Here is a 26276-nt window from a genome sequence, read left to right on the forward strand (position 1 = left end):
CTGTCCCGCTCCCCCGATTGGACTCGAACCAATAACCCTTCGATTAACAGTCGAATGCTCTGCCAATTGAGCTACGGGGGATCGGCTCCTCAAGAGGAGCACGGCGACCAACTCTAGCAAGTCGACTCCGAAGATGCGAAAGGGCCCTCCCCTCCCGATCGCGCACCTGCCAGCGGGTGAGCCCGAGGTGCTCGGCGACCTCGTCGATCGTCATCCCGACGCCGTCCTCGCACAGCAGGCCGTACCGCAGTCCGACCACCGCGGCGAGGTGCTCAGGCAGACCGACGAGGAGGTCGTCGCCGGACACGGGCGCCTCGGCGAGCTCGACGACGGGGGCCTCTCGGGGCGGGGTCATCGCTCGGGCGATCCACTGCCAGGCGAACGTCGACAGGCGGGTCCCCCGCTCGGGATCGAACCGGTCGACGGCGAGGATCAGGCCCTCGGCCCCGGCCGCGACGGCCTCGTCGAGGCGCTCGCCGCGGTGACCGAGCCGCAGCGCGTGCAGGGCGACGTTGCGCAGTCCGGCGCAGATGAGCTCCTCGCGTGCCTCACGGTCGCCGGCGACCGCGGCGCGCGCGAGGATCCGTTCGGCGTCCGCGGGGATCGGGACCTGGGCGAGGGCGTGGATGACGAAGGGCGACACCACCCCAACCTCGCGTGCGGGCCGAGGCCGCGACAGGGACTCGCGTCAGGCTGTGGACGGCACCCAGCGGTCGTGCACAGCACTCCCCCGGCCCGGGACTCAGAGAGCCGCGCCGAGCGCGCGCTCGCGCAGGCCGCGGCGACGCTGCTCCAGCTCCACGAGGCGACCGAAGACCTCCTGGTACTCCGGAGCCGTGGGCTCCGTGCGCTGCAGACGCGACTTCACGTCGGTGATCTGACGCGCCAGCGACAGCTCCTGGAGCCGCACGAGCACGGCCGGCACGACCGCGACGGCACCCTGCTCGGACGCGTGCAGCGGCTCGACCGCGGCGACACCGAGCACGCGACGCAGGTCGTCCCCGGGCAGCGAGTCGGCGACGGCGGGCAGCCAGCCCGCGTCCGACTGCTCAGGCAGGCCGCGCGCCACCATGTGCCGCCAGATCTCGCGCGCCACGGGGTGCACGAAGTCGTCGTCGGTCAGGTCGGCCGCGACGGGCCGGGCCACGTGCGGGTACTGCGCGAGCGCCTTGAGGGCCTCGCGCTCGTCGGCGAACTGGGGCGCGCCGAAGCTGGCGAACACCGTGGGCTCGGGGCGCTGCTGGTCGGATTGAGTCGGCCGGGACACCCGCCGGGCTGGCGTCGGCTGCTGGCTCAGCTTCTTCCGCTCGGCGTACACCACGGTCGGGTCGATGCCGACGCGAGCCGCGATCTCTCTCAGGAACGACGCCACCTTCGAATCGTCCCGAACGGCGGCCGTGAGACCAAGAGCTTCACGGACGGCATCAATGCGCTGATCAGCGCGATCGAGGTCATACTTCTCAAGCGTGTTGTCCAGGATGAACCGATAGAGGGGGACGCGGGACGAAATCAGCTCGCGGACGGCCTCGTCGCCATCGTTCAGGCGCAGGTCGCACGGGTCCATGCCTCTCTTCTCGACCGCGACGTAGGTCTGTCCACTGAATTCGTCATCGCCCTCGAACGCCTTCACCGCAGCCTTCTGGCCTGCCTCGTCGCCGTCGAAGGTGAAGATGACCTCGCCGCGGAAGGCGTCGTGGTCGAGCATGAGGCGCCGCATGACGCGCGCGTGCCCCTCGCCGAAGGCGGTGCCGCACGTGGCCACCGCCGTCAGCACGCCGGCCTGGTGGCACGCCATGACGTCGGTGTAGCCCTCGACGACCACCGCCTGGCTCTGCTTGCGGATCGGGTCGCGCGCGAGGTCGATGCCGTAGAGGACCTGGGCCTTCTTGTAGATCGGCGTCTCGGACGTGTTGACGTACTTGCCCTTCATGAAGTCGTCGTCGAACATCCGGCGCCCGCCGAAGCCGATGACCTCGCCCGAGATCTCCTTGATCGGCCACAGCAGGCGGCCCTGGAACGCGTCGAACAGGCCGCGTGCGGACCGGCGGGCCAGGCCGCCGACGATGAGCTCCTCCTCGGTGAAGCCCTTACCGCGCAGGTGCGCCACGAGGGCCTCGCCCGACTTGGGCGCCCACCCCATGCCGAAGAGCTCGGCCGCGGCCTGGTCGAAGCCGCGGTCGGTGACCAGGCGACGGCCCGGCACGGCCTCGGGCGACGACATCAGCTGCTCGGCGTAGAACGAGGCGGCGGCCTTGTGGGCGAGCAGGAGACGCTGGCGCTGGCCGGGGTCGCGGCGCGGGCCCGTGGGCGCGCCGGTCTCCTCGTAGCGCAGCTGGATGCCGTACTTGTCGGCGAGCCGCTCGACGGCCTCGGCGAACGCGAGCCCCTCGATCTCCATGAGGAACTTGATCGCGTCGCCACCCGCTCCGCAGCCGAAGCAGTGGTAGAACCCCTGCGCGGGGCGCACGTTGAAGGAGGGCGACTTCTCGTCGTGGAACGGGCACAGTCCCTTGCGGGCGCCGCCGCCGGCGTTCTTGAGGGTGACGTACTGCTCGACGACCTCGTCGATCCGGATGCGCTCGCGGACGAGTTGGATGTCCTCGTCCTTGATCCGCGCCATGGCGTGATCCTACGCGGCGACGCCACCCCTCGTGGTGGGTCGTCGCGGCTAGCTGTGATGTCCAGGGACGTTGTTTCTCTGGATAGGTGAAGGCCTCCGGGTGAGAGTGGAGCTGTCTAGGTTCCGTTTCGCACCGAGGAGGCCTTCATGGTCCACGCTAACGCTGCGCTCACGCCACGAGCACGTCTTCGTCTGGCTCGTCTGATCGTCGAGGACGGCTGGAAGCCGTCGGAGGCGGCCAGGATGTTCATGGTCTCGACCGTGACCGCCCGCAAATGGGCGGGCCGGCTCCGTGCTGAGGGGCCGGCCGGGATGGTCGACCGGTCGAGCCGTCCGAGGTCATGTCCGCACCGCACGTCAGCGGCCGTGACACGTCGGATCGTGACCCTGCGGTGGCGTCATCGGTTGGGGCCGGTGCAGATCGGTGGGCGGCTTGGGCTCGCCCCATCGACTGTCCACGCGGTGCTGGTGCGCTGCCGGTTGAATCGGCTCGGTCACATCGATCGGGTCACCGGGGAGCCGATCAGGCGTTACGAGCATCCGCGGCCGGGTTCGTTGATCCACGTCGACGTCACGAAGTTCGGCAACATCCCCGACGGCGGCGGCTGGCGCTACGTCGGAAAGCAGCACGGCTATCGCAACAAGGCTCAAACGGCGCTGCGGACCGGCCGGACACCGAAGGGCCACCCGAACATCGGCACGGCATTCCTGCACACGGTGATCGATGATCACTCCCGCGTCGCCTACGCCGAGTTCTGTCCCGATGAGACCGCAGCCAGCGCCATCGGCGTCCTGCAGCGAGCCGTGAAATGGTTCGCCGACCGCGGCGTCACCGTCGAACGCGTCCTGTCCGACAACGGCAGCTGCTACCGGTCACACGCCTGGCGCGACGCCTGCCAAGCCCTCGAGATCACCCACAAACGCAGCCGCCCCTACCGACCGCAGACCAACGGGAAGATCGAACGATTCCACCGCACCCTCGCCGATGGCTGGGCCTACGCACGGTTCTACAGATCAGAGGCAGAACGCCGAGCCGCCCTACCTGGCTGGCTGCACTTCTACAATCACCACAGGCCCCACTCCGCACTCGGAGCGCTACCGCCCATCAGCAGGATCGAGAACAACCTGCCTGGACATCACAGCTAGCCGAGGAGGCGACGGCCCCACGCGACCGCCGAGGCGTCGGTGAGGCTCGCGACCTGGTCGACGATGACGCGCAGCCGCTGCGCGTCGTCGCTCGCCGCGCGGAAGTCGGCGGCGAACTCGGGCTCCAGCTCGCCCTCGCCCTTCAGCCGCAGGTGGGCCACGATCCCGTGGAGGAGGTCGCGCTGCTGGGCGAGATCGCGGACGCGCGGATCGGCGCGCATCACGTGGTGGGCGGCGAGGGACTTGAGCACGTTGATCTCGTCGAGCGTGTCCCGCGGGACCTCGACGTCGCCCCCGTAGCGGACGAGCGGGTCGGTCCCCCAGCGCTCCACGGTGGCCGCGTAGGACGCCCCCGCGAACCGGCCGATGAGGGCGCTGGTGAGGCTCTTGAGCACGGCGCGGGCCGGACGGTCGGCGGCGAACGGGGCGGTGGGCCACTCGGGCAGGTCCTGCAGCCGCGTGAGCGCCGCGTCGAGGCGGTCGTCGGTGGCCGAGGCGTCGTACCAGTCGCGCGCCACCTGCCACGAGCCCGGCGTGTCGAGGTCGCCGACGAGGCTGAACCAGCCGCCGAACACGCCGTCCTCGACGTCGTGCACGCTGTACGCGATGTCGTCGGAGAGGTCCATGACCTGCGCCTCGATCGTGAGCCGGCCCTGCGTGTCGAGCCACTCGAACACCGGCAGGTCGTCCTCGTAGACGCCGAACTTGGGGGTGTCGCGCTCGCCGCGACGCCACGGGTACTTCACGCAGGAGGCCAGGGTCGCGCGCGTCAGGTTGAGGCCCACGCTGCGGCCGTGCGCGTCGACCGTCTTGGCCTCGAGCCGCGAAAGGATCCGCAGCGTCTGGGCGTTGCCCTCGAACCCGCCGATCGACCCGGCGACCTCGTTCAGCGCCATCTCGCCGTTGTGGCCGAACGGAGGGTGACCGAGGTCGTGCGAGAGGGCGGCGGAGTCGACGATCTCGGGGTCGCAGCCCAGGCTCTTCCCGAGCTCGCGGGCGACCTGGGCGACCTCGAGCGAGTGCGTCAGCCGGTTACGGACGAAGTCGTCGGTGCCGGCGCCCATGACCTGGGTCTTGCCGGCCAGCCGGCGCAGCGCCGACGAGTGCAGGATCCGGGCACGGTCGCGCTCGAAGGACGTGCGTCCCGAGCGCTTGGGCGGCTCGGCGACGTAGCGCTCGCGCGCCTCGCTCCCGTACCGGTCCACGCCGTCACCCTAGCGAGGCGAGCGGCCCGCCGCGCTCACCAGCGACCGTTGCGCGGGCGAGGCTGACAGGTGGGGCACCGGTAGGACGACCGGTTCATGAACGGCTCGCGCACGATGATCGACCCACAGCGGTCGCACGGGCGGCCTTCCTGCCCGTACGCGTGCAGCGACCGGTCGAAGTAGCCGCTCTGCCCGTTGACGTTGACGTAGAGCGCGTCGAACGAGGTGCCGCCCTGCTCGAGGGCCTCGGCCATGACGTCGCGGACGTGCCCGATCAGGTCGGTGACCTCCGCGATGCGCAGGCCCTTCGTGTTGCGGGCGTAGTGCAGGCGGCTGCGCCACAGCGCCTCGTCGGCGTAGATGTTCCCCACGCCCGAGACGAGACCCTGGTCGAGGAGCGCGCGCTTGACGCCGGTCTGGCGGCGGCGCAGGCGCGCCACGAACGCGGCGTCGTCGAAGTCGGGGTCGAGCGGGTCGAGCGCGATGTGCGCGATCTCGGTGGGCGGGTCGGTCTCGCTGACCGCCATGCCGCCGAAGATCCGCTGGTCGGCGAACCGCAGCTGGCGGCTGTCGTCGAGGTCGAACGTGATCCGCAGGTGACGCGGTGGCGGGGCGTCGGGGTCGCAGATCAAGGCTTGGCCGCTCATGCCGAGATGGATTAGGACGCTGGAGCCGTCGTCGAGCGACATCCAGAGGTACTTGCCGCGGCGGTGGGCGGCCGTGACGTGGCGACCGGTCAGGCGGGCGACGAAGTCGGAGGGTCCGGGGCCGTGGCGGCGGACGGAGCGGGCGTCGAGCACCTCCACCGCGGTGAGGGTGCGACCGACGACGTGGTCGTCCAGGCCGAGCCGGACGACCTCGACCTCAGGAAGTTCGGGCACCGTGGGCGTTCGCGCCGTCGGCGGCCGCCGCGCGTGCGCTGATGGAGCGCCAGGCGATCTCGGCGACCATCTGCTCGGCATCCTTCTTGGAGCGGCCGGTGCCGCCGTCGAAGCGCTGGTCGTTCAGCACGACCGAGGCGGTGAAGGTCTTGTCGTGGTCGGGGCCGGTGCCCTCGAGGACGTAGACGGGGACGCCGAGTCCGTGCAGGGCGGAGATCTCCTGCAGCGACGTCTTCCAGTCCAGGCCTGCGCCCATCTGGGCGGCGTCGGCGATGACCGGGTCGAAGATCGAGTGGATGACGTCGGCTGCGCGCTCGATGCCGAACTCGACGAAGATCGCGCCGAGCACGGCCTCCATGGCATCGGACAGGATCGAGGGCTTGTTCCGACCGCCGGAGGCCTCCTCGCCGCGCCCGAGTCGGAGGTGGTCGCCGAGTCCGAGCGTGCGAGCGACCTCCGCGAGCGCCTTGGCGCTGACGACCGCTGCACGCAGCTTCGCCAGCTGACCCTCGGGGAGGTCGGGGTGGCCCCGGAACAGCGTCTCGGTGACCACGAGCCCGAGCACCGAGTCGCCCAGGAACTCCAGGCGCTCGTTGTTCGGGATCTGGCCGTTCTCGTAGGAGAACGACCGGTGCGTCAGGGCATGCGTGAGGAGCTCGGGGTCCAGATCAGGGACCCCGAGCGTCTCACTCAGTGCCGCGAGCTCGGGCACGTCGTGCAGGTCAGAGGACCTGACGACGCTCGCCGCGCGCGCCGTACTGGCCGCACTCGGCGCAGGCGCGGTGCGACATCACCTTCGCGTTGCAGGCGGGGTTGGCGCAGTCGACGGTGGCGACAGCCGTCGTCTTCCAGGCAGAACGGCGGTGCCGGGTGTTGCTGCGCGACATCTTCCGCTTCGGGACGGCCACGGTTACTCCTCAGGTCGTTCGGTCAGTTGGGTCAGCGCCGACCATCTCGGGTCGATCGCCTCACCGTGTGTGTGATCGGGATCGTCCGCGAGTCGCACCCCGCACTCGGGGCACAGTCCCGGACACTCCGGATCACACAACGGGTTGTGCGGCAGTGCGAGCACCACCGCGTCCCGCAGGACGGGCTCGAGGTCGAGCAGGTCGTCCTCGAGCTCCAGCTCGTCCTCGCCCGCGTCGTCGTAGAGGTAGAGCTCCTGGAAGTCGACCTCGAGATCGCTCTCGACGCCGATCAGGCAGCGCACACACTCTCCGACAGCATGGGCCGAGGCCGTCCCGGTGGCGAGGACACCGTCCATCACAGCCTCGAGCCGAAGCTCGAGCTCGATGGGCGATCCCTCAGGAACACCGAAGACGTCCAGGCCGAGATCAGCAGGTGCATCGAGGACGAGGTCGTACGACTTCTCGGTCCCGGGTCGACGTCCCAACACCAAGGTGTCGAACACGAACGGTCCCGAAGTCACAACAGCCCCTCATCGAGTGCACCAGAAGATCACGGCCCGCAAACGGGCCAGCGTCGATCCTACCCCGCCGCGCCTCGCGGACGCGAATCGCGGTCGGTGGGGGCGTCGGTTTCCGTCAGCCCTCGGTGCGAAGGTCGGAGGGTGGAGACGGTGGAACCGGACCCGTTCGGGTCCATCCTGCACGCCGACCTCGATGCGTTCTACGCCTCGGTCGAGCAGCGCGACGACCCCGCGCTGCGGGGGCGGCCGGTCATCGTCGGTGGCGGGGTGGTCCTGTCGGGCTCCTACGAGGCCCGCGCCCGTGGCGTCCGCACCGCGATGGGTGGGCGCCAGGCGCTGCGCCTGTGCCCCGACGCGATCGTCGTGCCGCCGCGCTTCGAGGCCTACGTCGCGGCCAGCAAGGCCGTCTTCGAGATCTTCCGCGACACCACTCCCCTGGTCCGGGCGCTGTCGATCGACGAGGCGTTCCTCGACGTGTCGGGCCTGCGGCGCCTGCGCGGTCCGGCCCTGCCGATCGCGCGCGAGCTGCGGCGCCGCGTGCAGGCCGAGACCGGCCTGCCGATCTCGGTCGGCCTCGCCCGCACGCCGTACCTCGCCAAGGTCGCCAGCACGCTCGCCAAGCCCGACGGCCTGCTCGTGGTCCCCCTCGACGGCGAGCTCCAGTTCCTCCACGCGCTGCCCGTCGAGCGGCTGTGGGGCGTGGGCGACGTCACGGCCGAGAAGCTGCGCGCCGCCCGCCTGCGCACCGTGGCCGACGTCGCGCGGCTCTCCCCCGCAGAGCTCTCGGCGATCGTGGGGCGCGCGGCCGGCCACCACCTGCACGCCCTCGCCCACGGTCGCGACGCGCGCAAGGTCGAGTCCGCGCCGTCGCGCCGGTCCATCGGCGCGCAGCACGCGCTGGGGCGGGCCCGCTTCGAGGCCGCCGACCTCGCGCTGCTCGCGCTGTGCGACAAGGTGGGCCGACGGATGCGCCGGGCCGGGCGCACGGCCGCGACCGTCACGGTGCGGCTGCGGTTCGGCGACTTCCGCCGCTCGACCTCCTCGCGCACGCTCCCCCGCCCCACCGAGAGCACCTCGGTGATCTCCGAGGTCGCCCGCGCCCTGCTCGCGTCGCGCCGCGACGAGATCGACCGCGACGGCATCACGCTGGTGGGCGTCGCCCTGTCGGGGCTCGACGACCACGGCGCGCAGCTGGTGCTGCCGCTCGACGGCGAGGCCGACCCGGCGCTCGACCAGACGCTCGACCGGGTCGCGGCGCGCTTCGGGAACCAGGCGGTCCGCCGCGGGAGTCACCTCGGACGGCGCTGGGAGCCGCGCTCGCCCGTGCAGTGACGGGTCAGTGACCGAAGGCCTCGTCGAGCGCGTTCATCACGTGCTTGGGCACGAGGCCGTTGACGTCGCCGCCGTGGCGCGCGACCTCCTTGACCAGGCTCGAGGCGATGAACGTGTAGTCGGGCGACGTGGGGATGAAGACCGTGTCGATGCCCGTGAGGTTGCCGTTCATCTGGGCCATCTGCAGCTCGTAGTCGAAGTCCGACACCGCGCGCAGGCCCTTGACGATCGCCTGGACGTCGTTCTGGGCGCAGTAGTCGACCAGCAGGCCCGCGTACGAGTCGAGGGTGACGTTCTCCATCTCGGCGGTCGCCTCGGCGATCAGCTCGATGCGGCGCTCGATCGGGAACAGCCCGGCCTTGCTCTCGTTGACCAGGACCACGACGACGACCTCGTCGAACAGGAACGAGGCGCGCTCGATGATGTCGAGGTGGCCGTTCGTGACGGGATCGAAGGAACCGGGGCACACCACGCGCGTCATGTCAGTGACCGTACCAAAGCCGCGTCTCGCCGTACGCCTTGTCCCGCAGCGCGTCGAACCCCTCGGGCCAGGCGAACGGATCGCGGCTGGAACGCTCGACCACGACGACGGCGTCCTCGGCCAGGGACGGCCGCAGCGCGGCGACGATCGAGGCCACCTCGTCGGTCGTGACGGCGTAGGGAGGATCGAGGAACACGAGGTGCCACGGACCTCCCGGCGCGGCCACGAACCGCTGGGCGGTGACCTTGTGCACGCGGGCGGGCGCCTTCAGGTCGGCGACGTTGCGCTGGATCGTGCGGGCCGCGCGGTCGTTCGACTCGACGAGGTCGGCGTGCTGGGCGCCGCGCGACACGGCCTCGAGCCCCAGGGCGCCCGAGCCGGCGAAGAGGTCGAGGACCCGCACCCCGTCGAAGCCGCCGAGCAGCGAGTTGAGCGAGGCGAACATCGACTCGCGCACCCGGTCGGAGGTGGGACGGGTGCCGTCGCCGGGCGGCGTCGCCAGCCGCCTGCCGCCCCAGCGGCCGGCGATGATCCTCGTCATGCCGTCACCGCCGTGAAGGACGCACGGTACGACGGCGACGGCATCGACAGCCGCATGCTCGCTCGCTGGCGCTCGCTCATGCACGCTCCAGGTACTCAGCGCGCTCGGACTCCTCGAGGCGGCGGATCGACGCCTCGAGGTCGGGCGGGACGTCACCCGAGTCCAGCGCGGCCACGGCGGCGTCGCGCGCGTCGGCGATGATCTGCTCGTCGCGCACGACCGACAGCAGCTTGAGGCTGGAGCGGACGCCCGACTGGCGCGCGCCCAGGACGTCACCCTCGCGGCGCAGCTCGACGTCGAGTCGCGACAGCTCGAAGCCGTCGGTGCTGGCGGCCACGGCGGCGAGGCGCTCGCGGGCCGACGTGCCGGCCGGCGACCCCGTGACGAGCAGGCACAGGCCGGGCTCGGACCCACGGCCCACGCGCCCGCGCAGCTGGTGCAGCTGCGAGACGCCGAAGCGGTCGGCGTCCATGACGATCATCATCGTGGCGTTGGGGACGTCGACGCCCACCTCGACCACGGTCGTCGCGACCAGCACGTCGACGTCGCCGGCCGCGAAGGCGGACATCACGGCGTCCTTCTCGTCGGGCGGCATGCGGCCGTGGAGCCTCCCGAGCCGCAGGCCCGCCAGGGGCCCCTGCTCCAACGCCTCGGCCAGCTCGACGAGACCGACCGTGGGGCGCTTCTCCTCGGCGTCGTCGTCGGGCGGCGGCTCGACGTCGTCGTCGGCCGTGGCCTCGCCGATGCGCGAGACGACCACGTAGGCCTGACGGCCGCGCCCGACCTCCTCGTGCACGCGCTGCCACGCCCGCTCGAGCCACCCCGGCTGCTCGGCGACGGGCACGACGTTGGACTGGATGGGCTGGCGCCCGGCGGGCAGCTCGCGGAGCGTGGAGACCTCGAGGTCGCCGAAGACGGTCATCGCGATGGTGCGCGGGATCGGGGTGGCGGTCATGACGAGCACGTGCGGGCTGACGCCGTCCGCGGCCGCCGCGCGGTCGGACAGGGCCGACCGCTGCTCGACGCCGAACCGGTGCTGCTCGTCGATGACGACGAGGCCGAGGTCGGCGAACTGCACGGTCTGCTCCAGCAGCGCGTGCGTGCCGACCACGATGCCGGCCTCGCCCGAGACGATGTCGAGCAGCGCCTGCTGGCGGGCCTTCGCGCCCATCGAGCCGGTGAGCAGCCGGATCCGGGTGGCCTCGTCGGCGCCGCCGAGCATCCCGCCCTTCGCCAGGTCGCCGAGCATCCGCTCCATGCTGCGGTGGTGCTGGGTCGCGAGCACCTCAGTGGGTGCCAACAGTGCCGCCTGGCCGCCGGAGTCGACGACCTGCAGCATCGCCAGCAGCGCGACGATGGTCTTGCCCGAGCCGACCTCGCCCTGCAGCAGCCGGTGCATGGGATGGGTGGCGGCGAGGTCCTGGTCGATCTCGGCGGCCACCTGCGCCTGACCCGCGGTGAGCTGGAACGGGAGCCGCTGCTCGAACGCCACGCGAATGCCGTCGCCGCGCCCCGGCCGCGCGAGCGAGCGCCGCTGCGCGGAGTCGGAGCGGCGCCTGGCGAAGACCGCCTGCACCTCGAACGCCTCCTCGAAGCGCAGCCGGGTCTGGGCGAACACCCAGTCCGAGCGCTTCCGCGGACGGTGGATGTACTCGTAGGCCGTGGGCGCGTCGAGCAGGCCGCGCTCGGACCGGACCGCGGCCGGGATGGGCTCGGGGAACACGTCGACGACGTCGAGCGCCACCGTGACGGCGCGCTCGACGTCCCACGTGGTGAGGCCCCCGCCCGCCGGATAGATCGGCATCGCACCGCCGCCACGACCGAGGTCGGCGAGCGTCTTGCCCTCGGGCAGCTCGCGCATGTGGGGCGAGGCCAGCTGGAGGCGCCCCTGGTAGACCGAGACCTCGCCCGACAGCAGCTGCTGGCTGCCGACGGGCGTCTTGGAGACGGCGTACTGGTTGAAGAAGACGGCCTCCATCGTGGCGCGACCGTCCGACAGCGTCACGACCACGCGGAACTTGCGCGGGTTGTTGCGGAAGGGGAGCTTCTTGACGTCGAGGACCGTGGCGACGAACGCCACGACGTGGCCCTCCTCGAGGTCCTCGAACGAGTCGGGGTGCTCGAGGTCGATGTAGCGGCGCGGGAAGTGCCGCAGCAGGTCGCCGACGGTGCGGTGCCCGAACGCCTTCTCGAGCTTCTTGGCCGAGTCCCCCACGACCTTGGACAGGCGGGTGTCGAAGTCGATCGCGGTCATTCCACCGCCAGGAAGAGCGGGTAGGTGTCCTGGTCGCCCTCGATCGTCTCGACGTCGACGTGCGGCGCCTCCTGCTGCACGCGCGCCGCGATCTTCTCGCTCGTGGCGGCGTCGCAGTCGCGGCCCGTGACGAGCGTGACCATCTCCGCGGTGGCGAGGTCGAGCCGCTGGAGCACGTCGAAGGCGACGTCGACCTGCGAGGAGCCGACGATCGCGAAGTCGCCGTTCACGACGCCGAGCACGTCGCCGGCGCTGCAGGGCCCGGCCATCGTGATACCGTCCTCGGCCGCGATCGTGACCGCGCCGTGCCGCGTGGCGCCTGCCGCGTTGGACATCGCGACGACCACGACGTCGAACGGCCGTCCGGGGTCGTGCACCGCGAGCGCGGTGAGGGCCTGGACCTGCACCGTGGTGGGCAGCACCGCCACGCGGGCACCGGCGTCGCGGGCCTTCGCGGCGGCGGCCTCGAACATCGCGATGTGGCCGGCGCGGTTGGGCAGCAGGATTACCTCGTCGGCGCCGCTGCCGTCGATCGCGGCGGCGACCTCGGCCACCGTGAGCGACCGGTCGGGCGCGAAGTGCAGCGCCGTGCCGCCCGCGCGGTGGGTGAGCTCGGCGAGGCCGGGACCCGTGACGGCGCTGAGGATGAGGCGGCCGCCGGCGGGCCGGGCCGGACGCGCGATCTGCTCGGCGAAGTGCGTGACCGAGATCCGGAACGGGGACCCGGCCGCGATGCCGGCCTCGATCGCCGCGCCGACGTCGTCGACGTGGACGTGCACGTTCCACAGCCCCTCGCCGCCCACGACGACGAGCGAGTCGCCCAGCGGCTCGAGCGCGGTGCGCAGCTCGGGGATGCGGTCGTCGGCGGTGCGCAGCAGGTACATGACCTCGTACGACGGACCGTCCTCCCCCAGGTCGGCGCCGGGCTCGACGATCGGGACGGGCACGGTGGCGGGTCGCGGGGTGGGCGTGCGGCCGGTGAGCGCGAAGGCGACGGAGTCGAGGACGACCACGAGCGCGCGGCCGCCGGCGTCGACCACCCCGGCCCGCGCCAGCCGCTCGAACTGCGTGGGCGTCAGCGCGAGCGCCTCGCGGGCGGCGCCGGACGCCACGTCGAAGACGCGCTTCGGGTCGTCGTCGTCGGTGGCGGCCTCGCGGGCGGCCCTCGCCGCGGCAGCCGCGACGGTGAGGATCGTGCCTTCCTGCGGCCGGCCGACGGCGGCGTAGGCGGCGGCGGACGCGGCCTCCAGCGCTCCGGCGACGTCGTCGGCGCTGAGCCCGTCGACGCAGCCTCGCAGGACGCGCAGCGAGCCGCGCACGAGCTCGGCCAGGATCGTGCCGCAGTTGCCCCGGGCGCCCATCAGCAGGCCCTCGGCGAACGTGCGCATGAGGTCGAGGGGCGAGGTGTCGGCCGGGAGCGCGTCGATCGCCTCGACGCCCGCCACGAAGGTGAAGTAGGCGTTCGTGCCGGTGTCGCTGTCGGGCACCGGGAAGACGTTCAGCGCGTCGATCTCGTCGCGCGACTCCGCCAGCAGCCGGGTGCACAGACGGGCCCACGCGTCGAAGCGCTCGGTGCTGATCCGCAGGGCCATGGGTCGAGACTATCGGGCCGTGGTCGGACTCGATTCGCGCTGGCCGTGTCGCGTCAGGTATGCTCGAGAGGTTGTATTTTTCCCCCGAACGAGTTCAGGAGTGGTCGCCGTGGCAGCCGTCTGCGATGTGTGCGGCAAGGGACCGGGCTTCGGCCACAACGTGTCCCACTCGCACCGACGCACCAAGCGTCGTTTCGATCCGAACATCCAGCGCGTCCGCGCCGTCGTCGAGGGCACCCCGAAGCGGCTCAACGTCTGCACCGGTTGCCTGAAGGCCGGCAAGGTCTCGCGCTGAGACGTTCAGATCTTTCATAGACAACGGCGGCCCTCGGGCCGCCGTTGTCTATTCTCGCGGGGTGACCCGCATCCACGCCTTCACCGATGACGTCCTGGCCGATCACGACGCGGTGGGCGTCGCCGCGCTGATCGCCTCCGGGGAGGCCAGCCGCTCCGAGGTGCTCGAGGCCGCCCTGGCTCGCCTCGACCGCGTCAACCCGACGCTCCAGGGGATCAGCCACGACGACCGGGCCCGTGCGATCGTCCGCGCCGAAGAGACCTCGCCGGACGGCGCGCCGTTCGCCGGCGTCCCCTCGCTGATCAAGAACAACACCGACGTCAAGGGCCTGCCCACGCAGCAGGGCTCCGCGGCCGTCCCGCCCGAGCCCGCCGAGCGGCACGAGCCCTTCACCGAGCAGTTCCTCTCCACCGGCGTCAACGTCCTCGGGGCGACCACCCTGCCGGCCTTCGGCCTCACCGCCTCCACGGAGTTCGTCGACCGCGAGCCCACGCGCAACCCGTGGAACCCCGCCTACTCCTCCGGGGCCTCCTCGGGCGGCTCGGCCGCGCTGGTCGCCGCCGGCGTCGTGCCGATCGCGCACGGCAACGACGGAGGCGGCTCGATCCGGATTCCCGCGGCGGCCTGCGGCCTGGTCGGACTGAAGACCACGCGCCACCGGCTCGCCCCGGCCAAGGAGATGGCCGACGCGCCGCTCGACATCGTCGCCAACGGCGTGCTGACCCGCAGCGTGCGCGACACCGCCGTGTTCCTCGCCGCCGCCGAGCGCCACCGCCCGGTCCCCCGGCTGCCCAAGGTGGGTCTCGTGGAGGGACCCGCGGCGCGCCGCCTTCGCGTCGGGCTCGTCACCGAGACGCTCGGCGGGGCGCCGCTGGACGCGGACAGCCTGCGGGAGCTGCGGCGCGTGGCCGACCTCGTCGCGTCACTGGGCCACGAGGTCGTCGAGATGCCGATCCCGGTCGACGCCGCGTTCGAGCGCCACTTCGTGCAGTACTGGCGCACCCTGGCGTTCTCGCTCGACTACGCCGGCCGCTTCGTCCTGTCCCGCGACTTCGACCGCAGCCGGGTCGACCCGTTCACCCACGGCCTGGCCCGGGCGTTCCTGCGCACCTTCTGGCGCACTCCCGGCGCGATCGTCGCCCTCAAGCGGTCCGCGCGCACGTACGGGGAGATCTTCGCCGACCGGGATGTCGTGCTGAGTCCCGTCCTGGGGCACACGACGCCCGAGCTGGGCTGGCTGGATCCGGGGGTCGAGTTCGACGTGGCGTTCGAGCGGCTGCGCACGTACGTGGCCTACACGCCGCTCAACAACGCCTCGGGCGGTCCGGCGATCAGCCTGCCGCTGGGACGCACCTCGACCGACCTGCCGCTCGGCCTGCACTTCTCGGCCGACCACGGCGACGAGCGCACGCTGCTGGAGCTGGCCTTCGAGCTCGAGGCCGCCGCGCCCTTCGCGCGGATCCAGGACTGATCGGCTCCAGGGCCCCGACGGCGACGCCGTCAGTTCCAGTGCCCCGACGGCGAGGCCGTCAGTTCCAGTGCCCCGACGGCGAAGCCGTCAGTTCCAGTGCTTGTGGCCGGTGCCGCCCTCGTAGGGCGCGCCGGCCACGGTGACGCCCTCCCCCGCCTTGACGACGCCGATGCGGGTCCAGCCCTCGGGCAGGCTCGCGCTCGTGGGGAACGTGGCGGCCAGCGCGTAGTCGTCGCCGCCGGCCAGCACGAACCGCAGCGGGTCGACGCCGCCGAGCGCGCCGGCGACCGTCTGCACGGCGTCGAGGATGGGGAACGACGCGGGGTCGAGATCGATGGCGACCTTGCTCGCGCGGGCGACGTGGCCGAGGTCGGCCAGCAGGCCGTCGCTGATGTCGATCATCGACGTGGCTCCACCCGCCGCGGCGGCCGGTCCGGCGGCGTACGGCGGGTGCGGGGCACGGTGCTCGTCGACGGCGGCCTTGGGCGAGCGGAACCCGCGGCTCAGGGCGCCGTAGCCCGCCGACGCGAGGCCCAGGGTGCCCGCGTACGCGACCTGGTCGCCCACCTGCGCGCCCGAGCGGGTGACCGGACGCTCGGCGTCGCCCAGCGCGGTGATCGAGATGACGATCTGGTCGGCCGCGGACATGTCGCCGCCGACGATCTTGGCGCCGACCTTGTCGCACTCCTCGACCATGCCGCCGATGAGGTCGGCGACCCACTTGACCGGGGTGTCGCCAGGCGCGGCGAACGCGACGACGAGCGCCGTGGCCACCCCGCCCATGGCGTTGATGTCGGAGAGGTTCGCGGCGACCGCCTTGCGACCGATGTCGGCCGCGGTGGACCAGTCGCGTCGGAAGTGACGTCCCTCGACGAGGATGTCGGTCGCGGTCACGTAGGTGCCGTCGGCGGTGGCGATGTGGGCCGCGTCGTCGCCTGGCCCGACCAGCACGTAGTCGCTCGTGCCCAGGCGGCCCCGGACGAGGTCGATCAGGGCGAACTCGCCCAGTTCCGCAATCGTCTGCTCGCTCACGACGTCATTGTCTCAGCCGCATGCGCCCGACCCCGGGGACTGCGGTAGCGTGTCATGGCCCGGAAGAAAGGACGTCCCCGATGGCCGTTCACGCCTACATCCTCGTCCAGACCGAGGTCGGCAAGGCTGCCGACGTCGCCGCCGCGATCGCCCAGATCCAGGGGGTCGAGCTGTCCGAGGACGTCACGGGTCCCTACGACGTCATCGTCCGCGCCGAGGGTCCCTCGGTCGACGAGCTCGGATCCCTCGTCGTCTCGCAGATCCAGCGCGTCCCCGGCATCACCCGCACGCTGACCTGCCCCGTCGTCCGGATCTGACCTCCGCCCCTCCCGAGATTTGCTCCTTTTTCGACGTTTCAGAGGGTCTGAAACGTCGAAAAAGGAGCAAATCTTGTGCGCGTGCGGGGTGCTGTGGATGAGCTGCGCCGAGGCCCGCCGCTCCCGGCAGCCTGTCGGGCATGCCACGGCTCTCCCCTCTTCCCGAGCAGTTCCACCAGACCGTCTTCAGTCGACGCGAGGCGCTCGCTGCCGGACTGACCGACCGCGTCCTCGCCGGCCCACGCTGCGTCAGCGTTGCCCCCGGCTGGTACCGCTACGCCACCACGGAGTCCTCCTTCGAGCTGGAGGCGCGGGCGGGCTTGGCCTGGCTCGGTGACGGTGCGGGTCTGAGTCACACGAGCAACCTCGCGTGGGGCGGCCTCGACCTACGGTCCGCCTCCCCCGTGCACCTGGCCACCCGGCGCCGGATCGATCGGACCGCCGACGGCTACCGTGTCCACCGCTTCCAGGGCTCGCTGTTCCTCGAGGAGGTCGACGGACTCCGCCTGGTCGGCGCTGCTCGCACCTCCGTCGACTGTGGGACGGTGCTGTCCTGGCAGGAGCTGGTCGTCGTCGGCGACTGGATGATCGCGAAGGGGATCGTCGAGCGCCTCGACCTCCTCGGCTTCGTCCATGCCGTGCACTTCGACGGCGTGCAGCGGGCGCGACGGGCGATGGAGTGGGTCCGCGAAGGTTCGGCCTCACCACAGGAGACGCGCGTGAGGCTCCTCCTGGTCCTCGGAGGTCTCCCGGAGCCGGAGCTCAACGGCCTCATCGCCGACGCCCACGGCGGATTCCTCGCCTATGGCGATCTCGTCTACCGCCGGGAGCGGGTCGTCGTCGGGTACGACGGCTGGCAGCACGAGCGCGACGCGCGGCAGCGTCAGCACGACCTGCGTCGGCGTGAGCTGCTGGAAGCCGAGGGCTGGCGGGTCGTCGTGGTCACCGTCGCCGACCTCGCGAACCCGACGATGGTCTTCCGTCGAGTCGTCGACGCCCTCCAACGGGCGAGATGTGCTTGATCTTCTACGTCTCAGCCGGGTTCAGAAGTGGAAAATGGAGCGGATCTCGGGATCAACGGAGGCCGGTGGGGCGCTGGAGCGCCAGCTGGATGAGGCGCTCGACCAGCTCGGGGTAGTCCACGCCGGAGGCGGCCCAGAGCTTGGGGAACATCGAGAACGGGGTGAACCCCGGCATCGTGTTGATCTCGTTGATGACGAGTCCCCCGCCGACGCTGTCGGTGAGGAAGAAGTCCACGCGGGCGAGGCCTTCGCAGCCGATCGCGTCGAACGCCTGGAGGGCGTACTCGCGGATGCGCTGGCGCATCGTCTCGGACAGGTCGGCCGGCACCACGTTGGTGCTCGTGCCGTCGAGGTACTTGGCCTCGAAGTCGTAGTACTCGTGGTCGGTGTCCTCGGCCACGACGATCTCGCCGACCTCGCTGGCGATCGGCATGCCGCGCTCGTCCTGGATGACCGCGCACTCGACCTCGCGCTTGCCGTGCGCGGCGGACTCGACGATGACCTTGGGGTCGAACTTCCGCGCGGTGAGCACGGCGTCCTCGAGCTGGTCCCAGTCGTGGACGGGCGTGACGCCCGAGCTGGAGCCGGCGCGCGCGGGCTTGACGAAGACCGGCAGCCCGAGCGCGTGGATGCGCGCCTCGGCGCGGTCGCGCTTGGCGTCCCACTCCCACGGCTGGATCGTCACGTAGGGCAGCTGCGGCAGTCCGGCGGCCGAGAAGACGGTCTTGGTGAACGGCTTGTCCATGCCGACCGAGCTGGCCAGCACGCCCGCGCCGACGTAGCGGACGCCGGCGAGCTCGAACAGGCCCTGGACCGTGCCGTCCTCGCCCCACGGGCCGTGGAGCAGCGGGAAGACGACGTCGAGGTCGCGGATGCGGTCCCACGAGAACGGCGGGAAACCGTCGCGGACCGACGGCAGCGCCCCGGGCTCGAGGTCGTCCCACACGGCGGTCTCCTCGACCCACCGGCCGTCGGGCGTGATGCCGACGGGGACGACGTCGTAGCGGTCGCGATCGATCACGGCGAGGACCTCGCGCGCGGTCAGGCACGAGACGCCGTGCTCACTGGACTGGCCTCCGAAGACGACGGCGATCGTGGTGCGCATCGGCTCGACTCTACCCGCCTGTGACACTGGAACCATGCAGCCCGACACCGTGACCGTCATCGCAGGTCGCCCGGCTCACGAGCCCGGCGCGCCGCTCAACGCCCCCATCACCCTCGCGAGCTCGTTCCACGCGGGCGGCGCGTTCGAGTACGGGCGGCACGCCAACCCGGCGTACGAGTCGTTCGAGAGCGTCGTCGGCGAGCTCGAGGGTGGCCGCGCGCTGGCCTTCGCCTCCGGCATCGCGACCGCGGCGGCCACGCTCGGCCTGCTGGAGCCCGGCGCGGTCGTGGTGCTCCCCCGCCACGGCTACAACGGCACGACGAGCCTCGTGCAGAGCGGGCCGTACGAGGTGCGCCTCATCGACCCGTCCGACACCGCCGGCAGCATCGACGCGTTCACCGGAGCGGACCTGGTCTGGCTGGAGTCGCCCACCAATCCCGCGATGGAGGTCGGCGACCTGCCCGCCCTGGTGGCGGCTGCGAAGGAGGCGGGCGCGCTCGTCGCGGTGGACAACACCTTCCGCACGCCGCTGCGCGACCGTCCACTGTCCTACGGCGCCGACATCGTGACCCACTCCGCCTCGAAGCTGCTCGGCGGCCACAGCGACCTCGTCCTCGGCGTCCTTGCGACCGGCGACGACACGCTGTACGAGCGCCTTCACGACCACCGGTCGCTGCACGGCGCGATCCCGGGCGCGCTCGAGTGCTTCCTGGCCGTGCGCGGCGTGCGCACGCTGGCCGTGCGACTCGACCGCGCCGAGGCCAGCGCCGCCGTGCTCGCGGACCGGCTGAAGGCGCACCCGGCCGTGGCCGAGGTCCGCTACCCCGGGTTCGGCTCGATGGTCTGCTTCGTCGTCGACGACGCCGACCACGCGCAGCGGGCGACGGAGTCCAGCCGCGTCATCACGCACGCGACCAGCCTCGGCGGCGTGGAGTCGACGTGGGAGCGCCGTCGCCGCTTCCCCGCCGAGCCCGAGACGATCCCCGCGGGACTGATCCGGCTCAGCGTCGGCATCGAGGCCGTCGAGGACCTGTGGGCCGACATCGAGGCCGCCCTGGGCTGACGCCCGTCAGCGGGTCTCGGGCTTGGCCGAGCGGCTGATCAGCGCGTTGACGAGCTCGGTGGGCGTCATGTGACCGTCGACGAGCGCGCGGACGTGCTCGACGATCGGCATCTCGACGCCGTGCATCTCCGACAGCTCGGCGACGGACACGCAGGACTTCACGCCCTCGGCGACCTGGCGGGTCTGCGAGGTGATCTCGTCGACCGTCATGCCGCGGCCCAGCTTCTCGCCGAACGTGCGGTTGCGCGAGAGCGGCGAGGAGCACGTGGCCACGAGGTCGCCGAGGCCGGCCAGGCCCATGAACGTCATCGGGTCGGCGCCCATCGCCATGCCGAGGCGGGCCGTCTCGGCCAGGCCGCGGGTGATGACCGACGCCTTGGTGTTGTCGCCGAAGCCGAGGCCGTCGCACACGCCGACGGCGAGGCCGATGATGTTCTTCACCGTGCCGCCGAGCTCGCAGCCGACGACGTCGGTGTTCGTGTAGGGCCGGAAGGCCGTGGTGTGCAGGTACTTCTGCAGCTGGAGGGCCACCGACTCGTCGGCGCACGCCACCACCGCGGCGGCGGGCTCGCGCCGGGCGATCTCCTTCGCGAGGTTGGGTCCCGTGATGACGGCGATCCGCTCGGGACCGGCGCCCGTGACCTCGGCGATGACCTCGCTCATGCGCATGTGGGAGCCGAGCTCGACGCCCTTCATGAGGCTCACCATCACGGCGGACGGCTCGATGAGGTGTCCCCACGACTCGAGGTTGGGGCGCAGCGTCTGGGACGGCACGGCCAGCACGACGATCGCGGCGTCGGCGAGCGCCTCGGCGGGGTCGGTGGTGGCGCGGATCGTGCCCGGCAGCTCCTGGCCCGGCAGGTACTCGGTGTTCTCGTGCCGCTCGTTGATGTTCTCGCACGTCTCCTCGCGCCGCCCCCACAGGTGGACGTCGTGGCCCGCGTCGGCGAGCACGATCGAGAAGGCGGTGCCCCAGGACCCGGCTCCCATGACTGCTGCAGTGACCATCAGCTCTCCTCGTATCGGGTCTTGGGCTTCTTCAGCGAGCGGACGTCGATCCGCGGGGACGTGGGCGACTCGCCCCTGATCTGCGCCTGCAGCGCGGTGATCTCGTCCATGAGCCGCTCGGTGGCGGCGTGGATCTGCTCCTGCGTGGGGTGCTCGCCGAGCCCCGAGAGGTCGATCGGCGCGCCGACCCGCACGTGGACGGTCTTGCGCGGGAAGAGGCGGAGCTCGCGGCGGTAGGGCCACATGATCTCCTGCGGTCCCCACTGGGCCACCGGGACGAGCGGGACGCCGCCCGCGTGCGCCGTGCGGACGGCGCCGTCGCGGCCGGACATCGGCCAGCCGCCGGGGTCGCGGGTCATCGTGCCCTCGGGGTAGATCGCCACGACGGATCCGGACTCGACCGTCTGGATGGCCGCGCGCAGCGACTCCGCGGCCGCGCCCGTGCCGCGGTAGACCGGGATCTGCCCCGCCTTCCGCAGCAGCCACCCGATCACCGGCACCGCGAACAGCGGGTCCTTCACGAGGAACCGCGGCGGGATGTCGTGGTCGACGAGCCAGTGCCCGAACAGGAACGGATCGGTGTACGACAGATGGTTCACGGCGACGACGAAACCGCCGGAGCGCGGCAGGTGCTCCGCACCCTTCCAGTCACGCTTGGTGACCGCCATGAAGATCGGCCGCAGCACCACGACCACGATCCGCAGCACGGTGGGCAGCGGACGGGTGCGGGACATGGGATGACCCTAGTACGACCCGGAGGCCGTGCCAGTGAACCGTCAGAGCGTCGCGGGCTTGAAGCTCGGACGACGGGACTCGTACGCGGCGATGTCGTCGGCGTGGCCGAGCGTGATGCCGATGTCGTCGAGGCCCTCCAGCAGGCGCCAGCGGGTGTAGTCGTCGATCGTGAACGAGTCCTCGATGCGGTCGACGCCCTCGCCGGCCGAGACCGTGCGCGACTCGAGGTCGACGCTGATCTGCGCGCCCGGGTTGGCCTCGAGGTACTCCCACAGCGCCGTGACGACCTTGTCGTCGACCTGCGCCGCGAGGAGGCCGGCCTTGCCGGAGTTGCCGCGGAAGATGTCGCCGAAGCGGGGGCTGATGATGACCTTGAAGCCGTAGTTCTGCAGCGCCCAGACGGCGTGCTCGCGCGACGAGCCGGTGCCGAAGTCGGGGCCCGCCACGAGCACCGTGGCGTTCGTGTACGCCGGCTGGTTCAGGACGAACTCCGGGTCGTTGCGCCAGGCGGCGAAGAGGCCGTCCTCGAAGCCCGTGCGGGTGACGCGCTTGAGGTAGACCGCCGGGATGATCTGGTCGGTGTCGACGTTGCTGCGGCGCAGCGGGGCGCCGACGCCGGTGTGGGAGATGAACTTGTCCATGGTGATCGTCCTCAGAGGTCGGCCGGCGAGGCCAGGTGGCCGGTGACGGCGGTGGCGACGGCGACGTCGGGCGAGACCAGGTGCGTGCGGCCACCCTTGCCCTGACGGCCCTCGAAGTTGCGGTTGGAGGTCGAGGCGCTGCGCTCGCCCGGCGTGAGCTGGTCGGGGTTCATGCCCAGGCACATCGAGCAGCCCGCGCCGCGCCACTCGGCGCCGGCCTCCTTGAAGACGACGTCGAGGCCCTCCTCCTCGGCCTGCAGGCGCACGCGCACCGAGCCGGGGACGACGAGCATGCGGGTGCCCTCGGCGACCTTCCTGCCCTTGATGAGGTCGGCGGCGCGACGCAGGTCGCTGATGCGGCCGTTCGTGCAGGAGCCGACGAAGACGGTGTCGACCGCGATGTCGCGCATCGGCGTGCCGGCCTCGAGGCCCATGTAGCGCAGGGCGTTCTGAGCGGCCTCGCGCTCGTCGGCGTCGGCGAAGTCGGCGGGGGTCGGGACGACGCCGGACAGCGCCACGCCCTGGCCCGGGTTGGTGCCCCACGTGACCCACGGGGTGACCTTCGAGGCGTCGATCGTGACGACCTTGTCGAACGTGGCGTCCTCGTCGGTGACCAGGCTCTTCCAGTAGTCGACGGCGGCGTCCCAGTCGGCGCCCTGCGGCGCGTGCGGGCGGCCCTCGATGTAGTCGAAGGTGGTCTGGTCGGGCGCGATGAGGCCGGCCTTCGCGCCCCACTCGATGCTCATGTTGCAGATCGTCATGCGCTCCTCCATCGAGAGCGCACGGATCGCCTCGCCGCGGTACTCGACGATGTAGCCCTGGCCGCCGCCGGTGGTCTCCTGCGTGATGAGCGCGAGGATCAGGTCCTTGGCGGTGGAGCCGGCGGGCAGGTCGCCGACGACCTCGACGGCCATCATCTTGGGCTTGGCCTGCGACAGCGACTGGGTGGCGAGCACGTGCTCGACCTCGCTGGTGCCGATGCCGAAGGCGATCGAGCCGAACGCGCCGTGCGTGGAGGTGTGCGAGTCGCCGCACACGATCGTCATGCCGGGCTGCGTCAGGCCGAGCTGCGGGCCGACGACGTGGACGATGCCCTGCTCGATGTCGCCCATCGGGTGCAGGCGCACGCCGAACTCCTGCGCGTTGCGGCGCAGCGTCTCGACCTGCGTGCGCGACACGGGGTCGGCGATCGGCTTGTCGAGGTCGGTCGTCGGAATGTTGTGGTCCTCGGTGGCGAGGGTGAGGTCGGGGCGACGCACGGCGCGTCCGGAGAGGCGGAGTCCGTCGAACGCCTGCGGGCTCGTGACCTCGTGGAGGAGGTGCAGGTCGATGAACAGCAGGTCCGGTTCACCCGGCGCGGAACGGACGACGTGGTCGTCCCAGATCTTCTCGGCGAGCGTCTTGCCCATGATTCACTCTCACTTCGGGGGTTGCGTCTCACAATGCGATACGGCAGTATCAAGACATGGACAACTCTAGCGGAGTCGGCGTTCTCGACAAAGCCGCCCTCGTGCTGGCCGCCCTGGAGCCGGGGCCCGCGACGCTGGCCGGGCTGGTCACGGCCACCGGACTGGCGCGGCCCACGGCTCACCGCCTCGCGGTCGCCCTGGAGCACCACCGGCTCGTCGCGCGCGACATGCAGGGTCGGTTCATCCTAGGCCCGCGCCTGTCCGAGCTGGCCGCCGCTGCCGGCGAGGACCGCCTGCTCGCCGCCGCCGGCCCCGTGCTGGCCCGCCTGCGCGACATCACGGGCGAGTCGGCCCAGCTGTTCCGCCGCCAGGGCGACCACCGCGTGTGCGTCTCCGCGGCCGACCGGCCCACCGGCCTGCGCGACTCGATCCCCGTCGGCAGCCAGCTGACGATGTCCGGCGGCTCGGCCGCCCAGGTGCTGCTCGCGTGGGAGGACCCCGAGCGCATGAACAAGGGCCTCATGAAGGCCACGTTCTCCGCCGCCGAGCTGTCGGCCGTGCGCAAGCGCGGCTGGGCGCAGAGCGTGGGCGAGCGCGAGCCCGGCGTGGGCTCGGTCTCGGCGCCGGTCCGGTCCCCCAGCGGCAAGGTCGTCGCGGCCGTGTCGGTCTCCGGTCCGCTGGAGCGGCTCACCCGCCAGCCCGGCCGCATGCACGCGCCCGCCGTGGTGGCGGCCGCCGAGCGGCTGTCGCAGAACCTGCGCCGCTGACGTCTCGGCGCCGCTCCACTCCTTCAGAAGAGGCCAGGTCGCTCCAGCTCGAGCAACGTGGTCTTGCGGTCGAGCCCGCCGGCGTAGCCGGTGAGCTTGCCGTTCGCCCCGATGACGCGGTGGCACGGCACGACGATCGGGATCGGGTTGGCCCCGTTCGCCGCGCCCACCGCGCGGGAGATGCCGGGCTGGTAGCCCAGGTCGGTCGCGACCTGTCCGTACGTGACGGTCTCGCCGTACGGGATCGTGCGCAGGTAGGCCCAGACCTTCTTCTGGAACTCGGTGCCGTCCGCAGCCACCGGGAGGTCGAACTCGCGGCGGTCGCCGGCGAAGTACTCCTCCAGCTGGTGCTCGGCGGCGTCGAGCAGGGCGTCGTCGACGCGCTCGCCGCGCGGCTCGGCCCCGAAGTCGATCGCGGTGAGCAGCCCGGCGTCGACGTGCAGCCGCAGGCCCCCGATGGGCGAGTCCATCCAGCGTGTCTTCATGCGACCCTCCACAGGTGCAGTGAGGCGTACGACCGCCAGGGTCGCCACCGTTCGGTGCGCGTCCGGTCCAGTCCCTCGCGGGCGAGGACGCGGCGCAGCACGAGGTCGGTGTCGAGCAGGACGTCGGGGTCCCCGAGCGCCCTCATCCTGACGTAGTCGGCGGTCCACGGGCCGATCCCCCGGACCGCGAGCAGCCGCTCGCGCGCGGCCGCGCGGTCGGCTCCGGGGTGCAGGTCGAGGTCGCCCGAGGCCACCGCGTGGGCGACGGCGAGGATCGCGGCGGCACGGCCACGCGGCATCGCGAACTCCTCGGGCGCCGCCTCGGCGACGGACTCGGCCGTGGCGAACGCGTGGGTGAGGCCGTGGCGGTGGGCGAGCTCGAGGTCGACCTCGGTCCCGCGCGAGCGCGCGACCCGACCCAGGATCGTGCGCGCGCCCGCCACCGAGACCTGCTGGCCGACGATCGCGCGCATCACCATCTCGAAGCCGTCGACCTGGCCGGGCAGTCTCATGCCGGGCGCCTCCTGCACGAGACGCGCGAGCAGCGGGTCGGCCGACAGGGCCTCGTCGATCGCGGCGGGATCGGCGTCGAGGTCGAGCAGCCGACGGCACCGCTGCACCGCCGGGGCGAGGTCGCGCAGGTCGGTCAGCTCGAGCTCGGCCGAGACGCGTTCGTCGTGCAGGGTGAGCTCGACCGCGCCGACGCCGTGCGGGAGGTTCAGGACGCGGGCGTACGTACGACCGTCGACCCGCTCGACGCCCTCGATGGCGCGGGGCGCGAACCAGTCGAGGAGCGCGGCTCCCTGGAACGGCGGCCGCAACGCCAGCTCCAGCTGGATCCGGCCCGCGCCGGGATGGCTGGAGCGGCGCGACCGCGCGCGCAGCTCGCGCGGGGTGAGGTCGAACGACTCGCGGATGGAGTCGTTGAACTGCCGCACCGAGCCGTAGCCCGCCGCGAACGCCACGTCGGCGGCGCGCATCGTCGTGGTCTCGAGCAGGATCCGCGCCGTGCGTGCCCGGTTGCTGCGGGCGATCGCCTGAGGTCCGGCGCCGAGCTCGGTGGTGACGAGCCGGTTGACCTGGCGCTCGCTGTAGCCGAGCCGGTCGGCCAGGCCGCTGACGCCCTCGCGCTCGACGACGCCGTCGCCGATCATCCGGACGGCCCGCGCCACGACGTCGGCCCGGACGTTCCACTCGGGCGAGCCGGGCGTGCTGTCGGGCCGGCAGCGACGGCAGGCGCGGTAGCCCGAGCGCTCGGCGGCCGCCGCCGACGGGTAGAACGTGACGTTCGCCTGCCGGGGCGTGACGGCCGGGCACGAGGGTCGGCAGTAGATGCCCGTGGTGCGCACGGCCGTGAAGAAGACGCCGTCGAACCGGGCGTCGCGCGCGCTCACGGCGCGGTAGCAGTCGCTCGGTTCCATGGCTCCATCCTGACCCACCCGGCA

Annotated in this window: 27 protein-coding genes and 1 tRNA gene; 8 read left to right on the forward strand and 20 right to left on the reverse strand. The window is 71.9% G+C overall.

What is annotated here, in order from left to right; translation table 11 throughout:
* Nucleotides 1-8: 8 nt before the first annotated feature.
* From ACGWYL_RS00310 to dnaG, 3 genes are all read right to left on the reverse strand, one after another.
* A tRNA-Asn gene (locus ACGWYL_RS00310) sits at nt 9-81 on the reverse strand.
* Entirely contained in the window at nt 44-646 is a 603-nt protein-coding gene (locus tag ACGWYL_RS00315; protein ID WP_395487227.1) for a sigma factor-like helix-turn-helix DNA-binding protein, read from the reverse strand. Before ACGWYL_RS00315 ends, ACGWYL_RS00310 begins: the two co-directional genes overlap by 38 nt.
* Nucleotides 647-742: 96 nt before the next feature.
* The gene (gene dnaG, locus ACGWYL_RS00320; RefSeq protein ID WP_179423896.1) at nt 743-2620 is read right to left on the reverse strand and encodes a DNA primase; all 1878 of its coding nucleotides are present in this window, start codon (nt 2618-2620) and stop codon (nt 743-745) included.
* A 147-nt stretch (nt 2621-2767) separates the two neighbouring features.
* On the opposite strand from dnaG, the gene ACGWYL_RS00325 reads away from it, so the two are divergent.
* Nucleotides 2768-3766: an IS481 family transposase gene (locus ACGWYL_RS00325; RefSeq protein ID WP_395486119.1), complete on the forward strand. Its 999-nt coding sequence runs from the start codon at nt 2768-2770 to the stop codon at nt 3764-3766.
* Here ACGWYL_RS00325 and ACGWYL_RS00330 read toward each other — a convergent pair.
* From ACGWYL_RS00330 to ACGWYL_RS00350, 5 genes are read right to left on the reverse strand one after another with little or no spacing between them, the layout of a single operon-like run.
* Nucleotides 3763-4971: a deoxyguanosinetriphosphate triphosphohydrolase gene (locus ACGWYL_RS00330; RefSeq protein ID WP_395486120.1), complete on the reverse strand. Its 1209-nt coding sequence runs from the start codon at nt 4969-4971 to the stop codon at nt 3763-3765. The genes ACGWYL_RS00325 and ACGWYL_RS00330 overlap by 4 nt on opposite strands.
* Before the next feature lie 35 nt (nt 4972-5006).
* Nucleotides 5007-5852, reverse strand: coding sequence for a bifunctional DNA-formamidopyrimidine glycosylase/DNA-(apurinic or apyrimidinic site) lyase (gene mutM / locus ACGWYL_RS00335; RefSeq protein WP_395486121.1), 846 nt, complete (start codon nt 5850-5852; stop codon nt 5007-5009).
* A complete protein-coding gene (gene rnc, locus ACGWYL_RS00340) occupies nt 5836-6564 on the reverse strand; it encodes a ribonuclease III (RefSeq protein WP_269302871.1) in 729 nt (242 codons plus the stop codon). Before rnc ends, mutM begins: the two co-directional genes overlap by 17 nt.
* A gap of 10 nt (nt 6565-6574) precedes the next feature.
* Nucleotides 6575-6760 carry a 50S ribosomal protein L32 gene (gene rpmF, locus ACGWYL_RS00345; RefSeq protein WP_179423890.1) on the reverse strand — a complete coding sequence of 62 codons (186 nt, stop codon included), beginning with the start codon at nt 6758-6760 and terminating at the stop codon, nt 6575-6577.
* 2 nt (nt 6761-6762) lie between these two features.
* On the reverse strand, nt 6763-7116 hold the full coding sequence (locus ACGWYL_RS00350; protein ID WP_395486122.1) for a YceD family protein: 354 nt from the start codon (nt 7114-7116) through the stop codon (nt 6763-6765).
* Between the two features lie 315 nt (nt 7117-7431).
* Here ACGWYL_RS00350 and dinB point away from each other — a divergent pair, with 315 nt between their 5' ends.
* Entirely contained in the window at nt 7432-8613 is a 1182-nt protein-coding gene (gene dinB / locus ACGWYL_RS00355; RefSeq protein WP_395486123.1) for a DNA polymerase IV, read from the forward strand.
* Between the two features lie 4 nt (nt 8614-8617).
* On the opposite strand, the gene coaD is transcribed toward dinB, so the two are convergent.
* The 4 genes from coaD to ACGWYL_RS00375 are packed head-to-tail and all read right to left on the reverse strand — an operon-like array spanning nt 8618 to nt 13481.
* Entirely contained in the window at nt 8618-9094 is a 477-nt protein-coding gene (gene coaD / locus ACGWYL_RS00360; RefSeq protein WP_179423886.1) for a pantetheine-phosphate adenylyltransferase, read from the reverse strand.
* A gap of 1 nt (nt 9095) precedes the next feature.
* Nucleotides 9096-9791 (reverse strand): 16S rRNA (guanine(966)-N(2))-methyltransferase RsmD, encoded by a 696-nt coding sequence (rsmD, locus tag ACGWYL_RS00365; protein WP_317628208.1) that lies wholly within the window; start codon nt 9789-9791, stop codon nt 9096-9098.
* The gene (locus ACGWYL_RS00370; RefSeq protein ID WP_395486124.1) at nt 9712-11889 is read right to left on the reverse strand and encodes an ATP-dependent DNA helicase RecG; all 2178 of its coding nucleotides are present in this window, start codon (nt 11887-11889) and stop codon (nt 9712-9714) included. The genes rsmD and ACGWYL_RS00370 overlap by 80 nt, the downstream gene beginning before the upstream one ends.
* Nucleotides 11886-13481 carry a DAK2 domain-containing protein gene (locus ACGWYL_RS00375; protein WP_395486125.1) on the reverse strand — a complete coding sequence of 532 codons (1596 nt, stop codon included), beginning with the start codon at nt 13479-13481 and terminating at the stop codon, nt 11886-11888. Before ACGWYL_RS00375 ends, ACGWYL_RS00370 begins: the two co-directional genes overlap by 4 nt.
* Nucleotides 13482-13590: 109 nt before the next feature.
* Here ACGWYL_RS00375 and rpmB point away from each other — a divergent pair, with 109 nt between their 5' ends.
* Both rpmB and ACGWYL_RS00385 read left to right on the forward strand, forming a co-directional pair.
* Nucleotides 13591-13776: a 50S ribosomal protein L28 gene (rpmB, locus tag ACGWYL_RS00380; protein ID WP_078701430.1), complete on the forward strand. Its 186-nt coding sequence runs from the start codon at nt 13591-13593 to the stop codon at nt 13774-13776.
* Between the two features lie 61 nt (nt 13777-13837).
* Nucleotides 13838-15247, forward strand: coding sequence for an amidase (locus tag ACGWYL_RS00385; RefSeq protein WP_395486126.1), 1410 nt, complete (start codon nt 13838-13840; stop codon nt 15245-15247).
* 87 nt (nt 15248-15334) lie between these two features.
* Here the strand turns inward: ACGWYL_RS00385 and ACGWYL_RS00390 are convergent, their stop codons facing one another.
* Nucleotides 15335-16279, reverse strand: a complete 945-nt coding sequence (locus tag ACGWYL_RS00390; protein WP_179423877.1) for a thiamine-phosphate kinase — start codon at nt 16277-16279, stop codon at nt 15335-15337.
* Nucleotides 16280-16359: 80 nt separating this feature from the next.
* Between ACGWYL_RS00390 and ACGWYL_RS00395 the strand changes: the two genes are divergently transcribed.
* The gene (locus ACGWYL_RS00395; protein WP_179423876.1) at nt 16360-16596 is read left to right on the forward strand and encodes an Lrp/AsnC ligand binding domain-containing protein; all 237 of its coding nucleotides are present in this window, start codon (nt 16360-16362) and stop codon (nt 16594-16596) included.
* 140 nt (nt 16597-16736) lie between these two features.
* Nucleotides 16737-17618 carry a DUF559 domain-containing protein gene (locus tag ACGWYL_RS00400; RefSeq protein WP_395486127.1) on the forward strand — a complete coding sequence of 294 codons (882 nt, stop codon included), beginning with the start codon at nt 16737-16739 and terminating at the stop codon, nt 17616-17618.
* Between the two features lie 52 nt (nt 17619-17670).
* On the opposite strand, the gene ACGWYL_RS00405 is transcribed toward ACGWYL_RS00400, so the two are convergent.
* Nucleotides 17671-18723, reverse strand: a complete 1053-nt coding sequence (locus ACGWYL_RS00405) for a D-alanine--D-alanine ligase family protein (RefSeq protein ID WP_179423872.1) — start codon at nt 18721-18723, stop codon at nt 17671-17673.
* A 34-nt stretch (nt 18724-18757) separates the two neighbouring features.
* On the opposite strand from ACGWYL_RS00405, the gene ACGWYL_RS00410 reads away from it, so the two are divergent.
* Nucleotides 18758-19786 carry a PLP-dependent aspartate aminotransferase family protein gene (locus ACGWYL_RS00410; RefSeq protein ID WP_179423871.1) on the forward strand — a complete coding sequence of 343 codons (1029 nt, stop codon included), beginning with the start codon at nt 18758-18760 and terminating at the stop codon, nt 19784-19786.
* Nucleotides 19787-19792: 6 nt separating this feature from the next.
* Here ACGWYL_RS00410 and ACGWYL_RS00415 read toward each other — a convergent pair whose 3' ends face one another.
* The 4 genes from ACGWYL_RS00415 to leuC are packed head-to-tail and all read right to left on the reverse strand — an operon-like array spanning nt 19793 to nt 23579.
* Nucleotides 19793-20794, reverse strand: a complete 1002-nt coding sequence (locus tag ACGWYL_RS00415; RefSeq protein WP_179423869.1) for an NAD(P)H-dependent glycerol-3-phosphate dehydrogenase — start codon at nt 20792-20794, stop codon at nt 19793-19795.
* Nucleotides 20794-21528 carry a lysophospholipid acyltransferase family protein gene (locus ACGWYL_RS00420; RefSeq protein WP_395486128.1) on the reverse strand — a complete coding sequence of 245 codons (735 nt, stop codon included), beginning with the start codon at nt 21526-21528 and terminating at the stop codon, nt 20794-20796. Before ACGWYL_RS00420 ends, ACGWYL_RS00415 begins: the two co-directional genes overlap by 1 nt.
* Before the next feature lie 42 nt (nt 21529-21570).
* Nucleotides 21571-22170 (reverse strand): 3-isopropylmalate dehydratase small subunit, encoded by a 600-nt coding sequence (gene leuD, locus ACGWYL_RS00425; protein WP_179423865.1) that lies wholly within the window; start codon nt 22168-22170, stop codon nt 21571-21573.
* 11 nt (nt 22171-22181) lie between these two features.
* Complete coding sequence (gene leuC / locus ACGWYL_RS00430; RefSeq protein ID WP_179423863.1) at nt 22182-23579, reverse strand: 3-isopropylmalate dehydratase large subunit; 1398 nt, start codon at nt 23577-23579, stop codon at nt 22182-22184.
* 56 nt (nt 23580-23635) lie between these two features.
* On the opposite strand from leuC, the gene ACGWYL_RS00435 reads away from it, so the two are divergent.
* On the forward strand, nt 23636-24346 hold the full coding sequence (locus ACGWYL_RS00435; RefSeq protein WP_078698542.1) for an IclR family transcriptional regulator: 711 nt from the start codon (nt 23636-23638) through the stop codon (nt 24344-24346).
* Nucleotides 24347-24369: 23 nt separating this feature from the next.
* On the opposite strand, the gene ACGWYL_RS00440 is transcribed toward ACGWYL_RS00435, so the two are convergent.
* Nucleotides 24370-24831, reverse strand: a complete 462-nt coding sequence (locus ACGWYL_RS00440; protein ID WP_395486129.1) for a methylated-DNA--[protein]-cysteine S-methyltransferase — start codon at nt 24829-24831, stop codon at nt 24370-24372.
* Nucleotides 24828-26252 (reverse strand): AlkA N-terminal domain-containing protein, encoded by a 1425-nt coding sequence (locus tag ACGWYL_RS00445; protein WP_179423859.1) that lies wholly within the window; start codon nt 26250-26252, stop codon nt 24828-24830. Before ACGWYL_RS00445 ends, ACGWYL_RS00440 begins: the two co-directional genes overlap by 4 nt.
* Between the last annotated feature and the right edge of the window lie 24 nt (nt 26253-26276).

Origin of the sequence: Aeromicrobium sp. JJY06 (genome assembly GCF_044069275.1) — a bacterium.
Classification (GTDB): domain Bacteria; phylum Actinomycetota; class Actinomycetes; order Propionibacteriales; family Nocardioidaceae; genus Aeromicrobium; species Aeromicrobium tamlense.

Excerpts from the sequence above, each read along its gene's own strand:
- dnaG (WP_179423896.1), bottom strand. The coding sequence starts at position 2,620 with ATGGCGCGGATCAAGGACGAGGACATCCAACTCGTCCGCGAGCGCATC.
- ACGWYL_RS00325 (WP_395486119.1), top strand. The coding sequence starts at position 2,768 with ATGGTCCACGCTAACGCTGCGCTCACGCCACGAGCACGTCTTCGTCTG.
- ACGWYL_RS00350 (WP_395486122.1), bottom strand. The coding sequence starts at position 7,116 with ATGGACGGTGTCCTCGCCACCGGGACGGCCTCGGCCCATGCTGTCGGA.
- coaD (WP_179423886.1), bottom strand. The coding sequence starts at position 9,094 with ATGACGCGCGTGGTGTGCCCCGGTTCCTTCGATCCCGTCACGAACGGC.
- ACGWYL_RS00370 (WP_395486124.1), bottom strand. The coding sequence starts at position 11,889 with ATGACCGCGATCGACTTCGACACCCGCCTGTCCAAGGTCGTGGGGGAC.
- ACGWYL_RS00375 (WP_395486125.1), bottom strand. The coding sequence starts at position 13,481 with ATGGCCCTGCGGATCAGCACCGAGCGCTTCGACGCGTGGGCCCGTCTG.
- ACGWYL_RS00395 (WP_179423876.1), top strand. The coding sequence starts at position 16,360 with ATGGCCGTTCACGCCTACATCCTCGTCCAGACCGAGGTCGGCAAGGCT.
- ACGWYL_RS00400 (WP_395486127.1), top strand. The coding sequence starts at position 16,737 with ATGCCACGGCTCTCCCCTCTTCCCGAGCAGTTCCACCAGACCGTCTTC.
- ACGWYL_RS00405 (WP_179423872.1), bottom strand. The coding sequence starts at position 18,723 with ATGCGCACCACGATCGCCGTCGTCTTCGGAGGCCAGTCCAGTGAGCAC.
- ACGWYL_RS00410 (WP_179423871.1), top strand. The coding sequence starts at position 18,758 with ATGCAGCCCGACACCGTGACCGTCATCGCAGGTCGCCCGGCTCACGAG.
- ACGWYL_RS00415 (WP_179423869.1), bottom strand. The coding sequence starts at position 20,794 with ATGGTCACTGCAGCAGTCATGGGAGCCGGGTCCTGGGGCACCGCCTTC.
- ACGWYL_RS00420 (WP_395486128.1), bottom strand. The coding sequence starts at position 21,528 with ATGTCCCGCACCCGTCCGCTGCCCACCGTGCTGCGGATCGTGGTCGTG.
- leuD (WP_179423865.1), bottom strand. The coding sequence starts at position 22,170 with ATGGACAAGTTCATCTCCCACACCGGCGTCGGCGCCCCGCTGCGCCGC.
- leuC (WP_179423863.1), bottom strand. The coding sequence starts at position 23,579 with ATGGGCAAGACGCTCGCCGAGAAGATCTGGGACGACCACGTCGTCCGT.
- ACGWYL_RS00435 (WP_078698542.1), top strand. The coding sequence starts at position 23,636 with ATGGACAACTCTAGCGGAGTCGGCGTTCTCGACAAAGCCGCCCTCGTG.
- ACGWYL_RS00440 (WP_395486129.1), bottom strand. The coding sequence starts at position 24,831 with ATGAAGACACGCTGGATGGACTCGCCCATCGGGGGCCTGCGGCTGCAC.
- ACGWYL_RS00445 (WP_179423859.1), bottom strand. The coding sequence starts at position 26,252 with ATGGAACCGAGCGACTGCTACCGCGCCGTGAGCGCGCGCGACGCCCGG.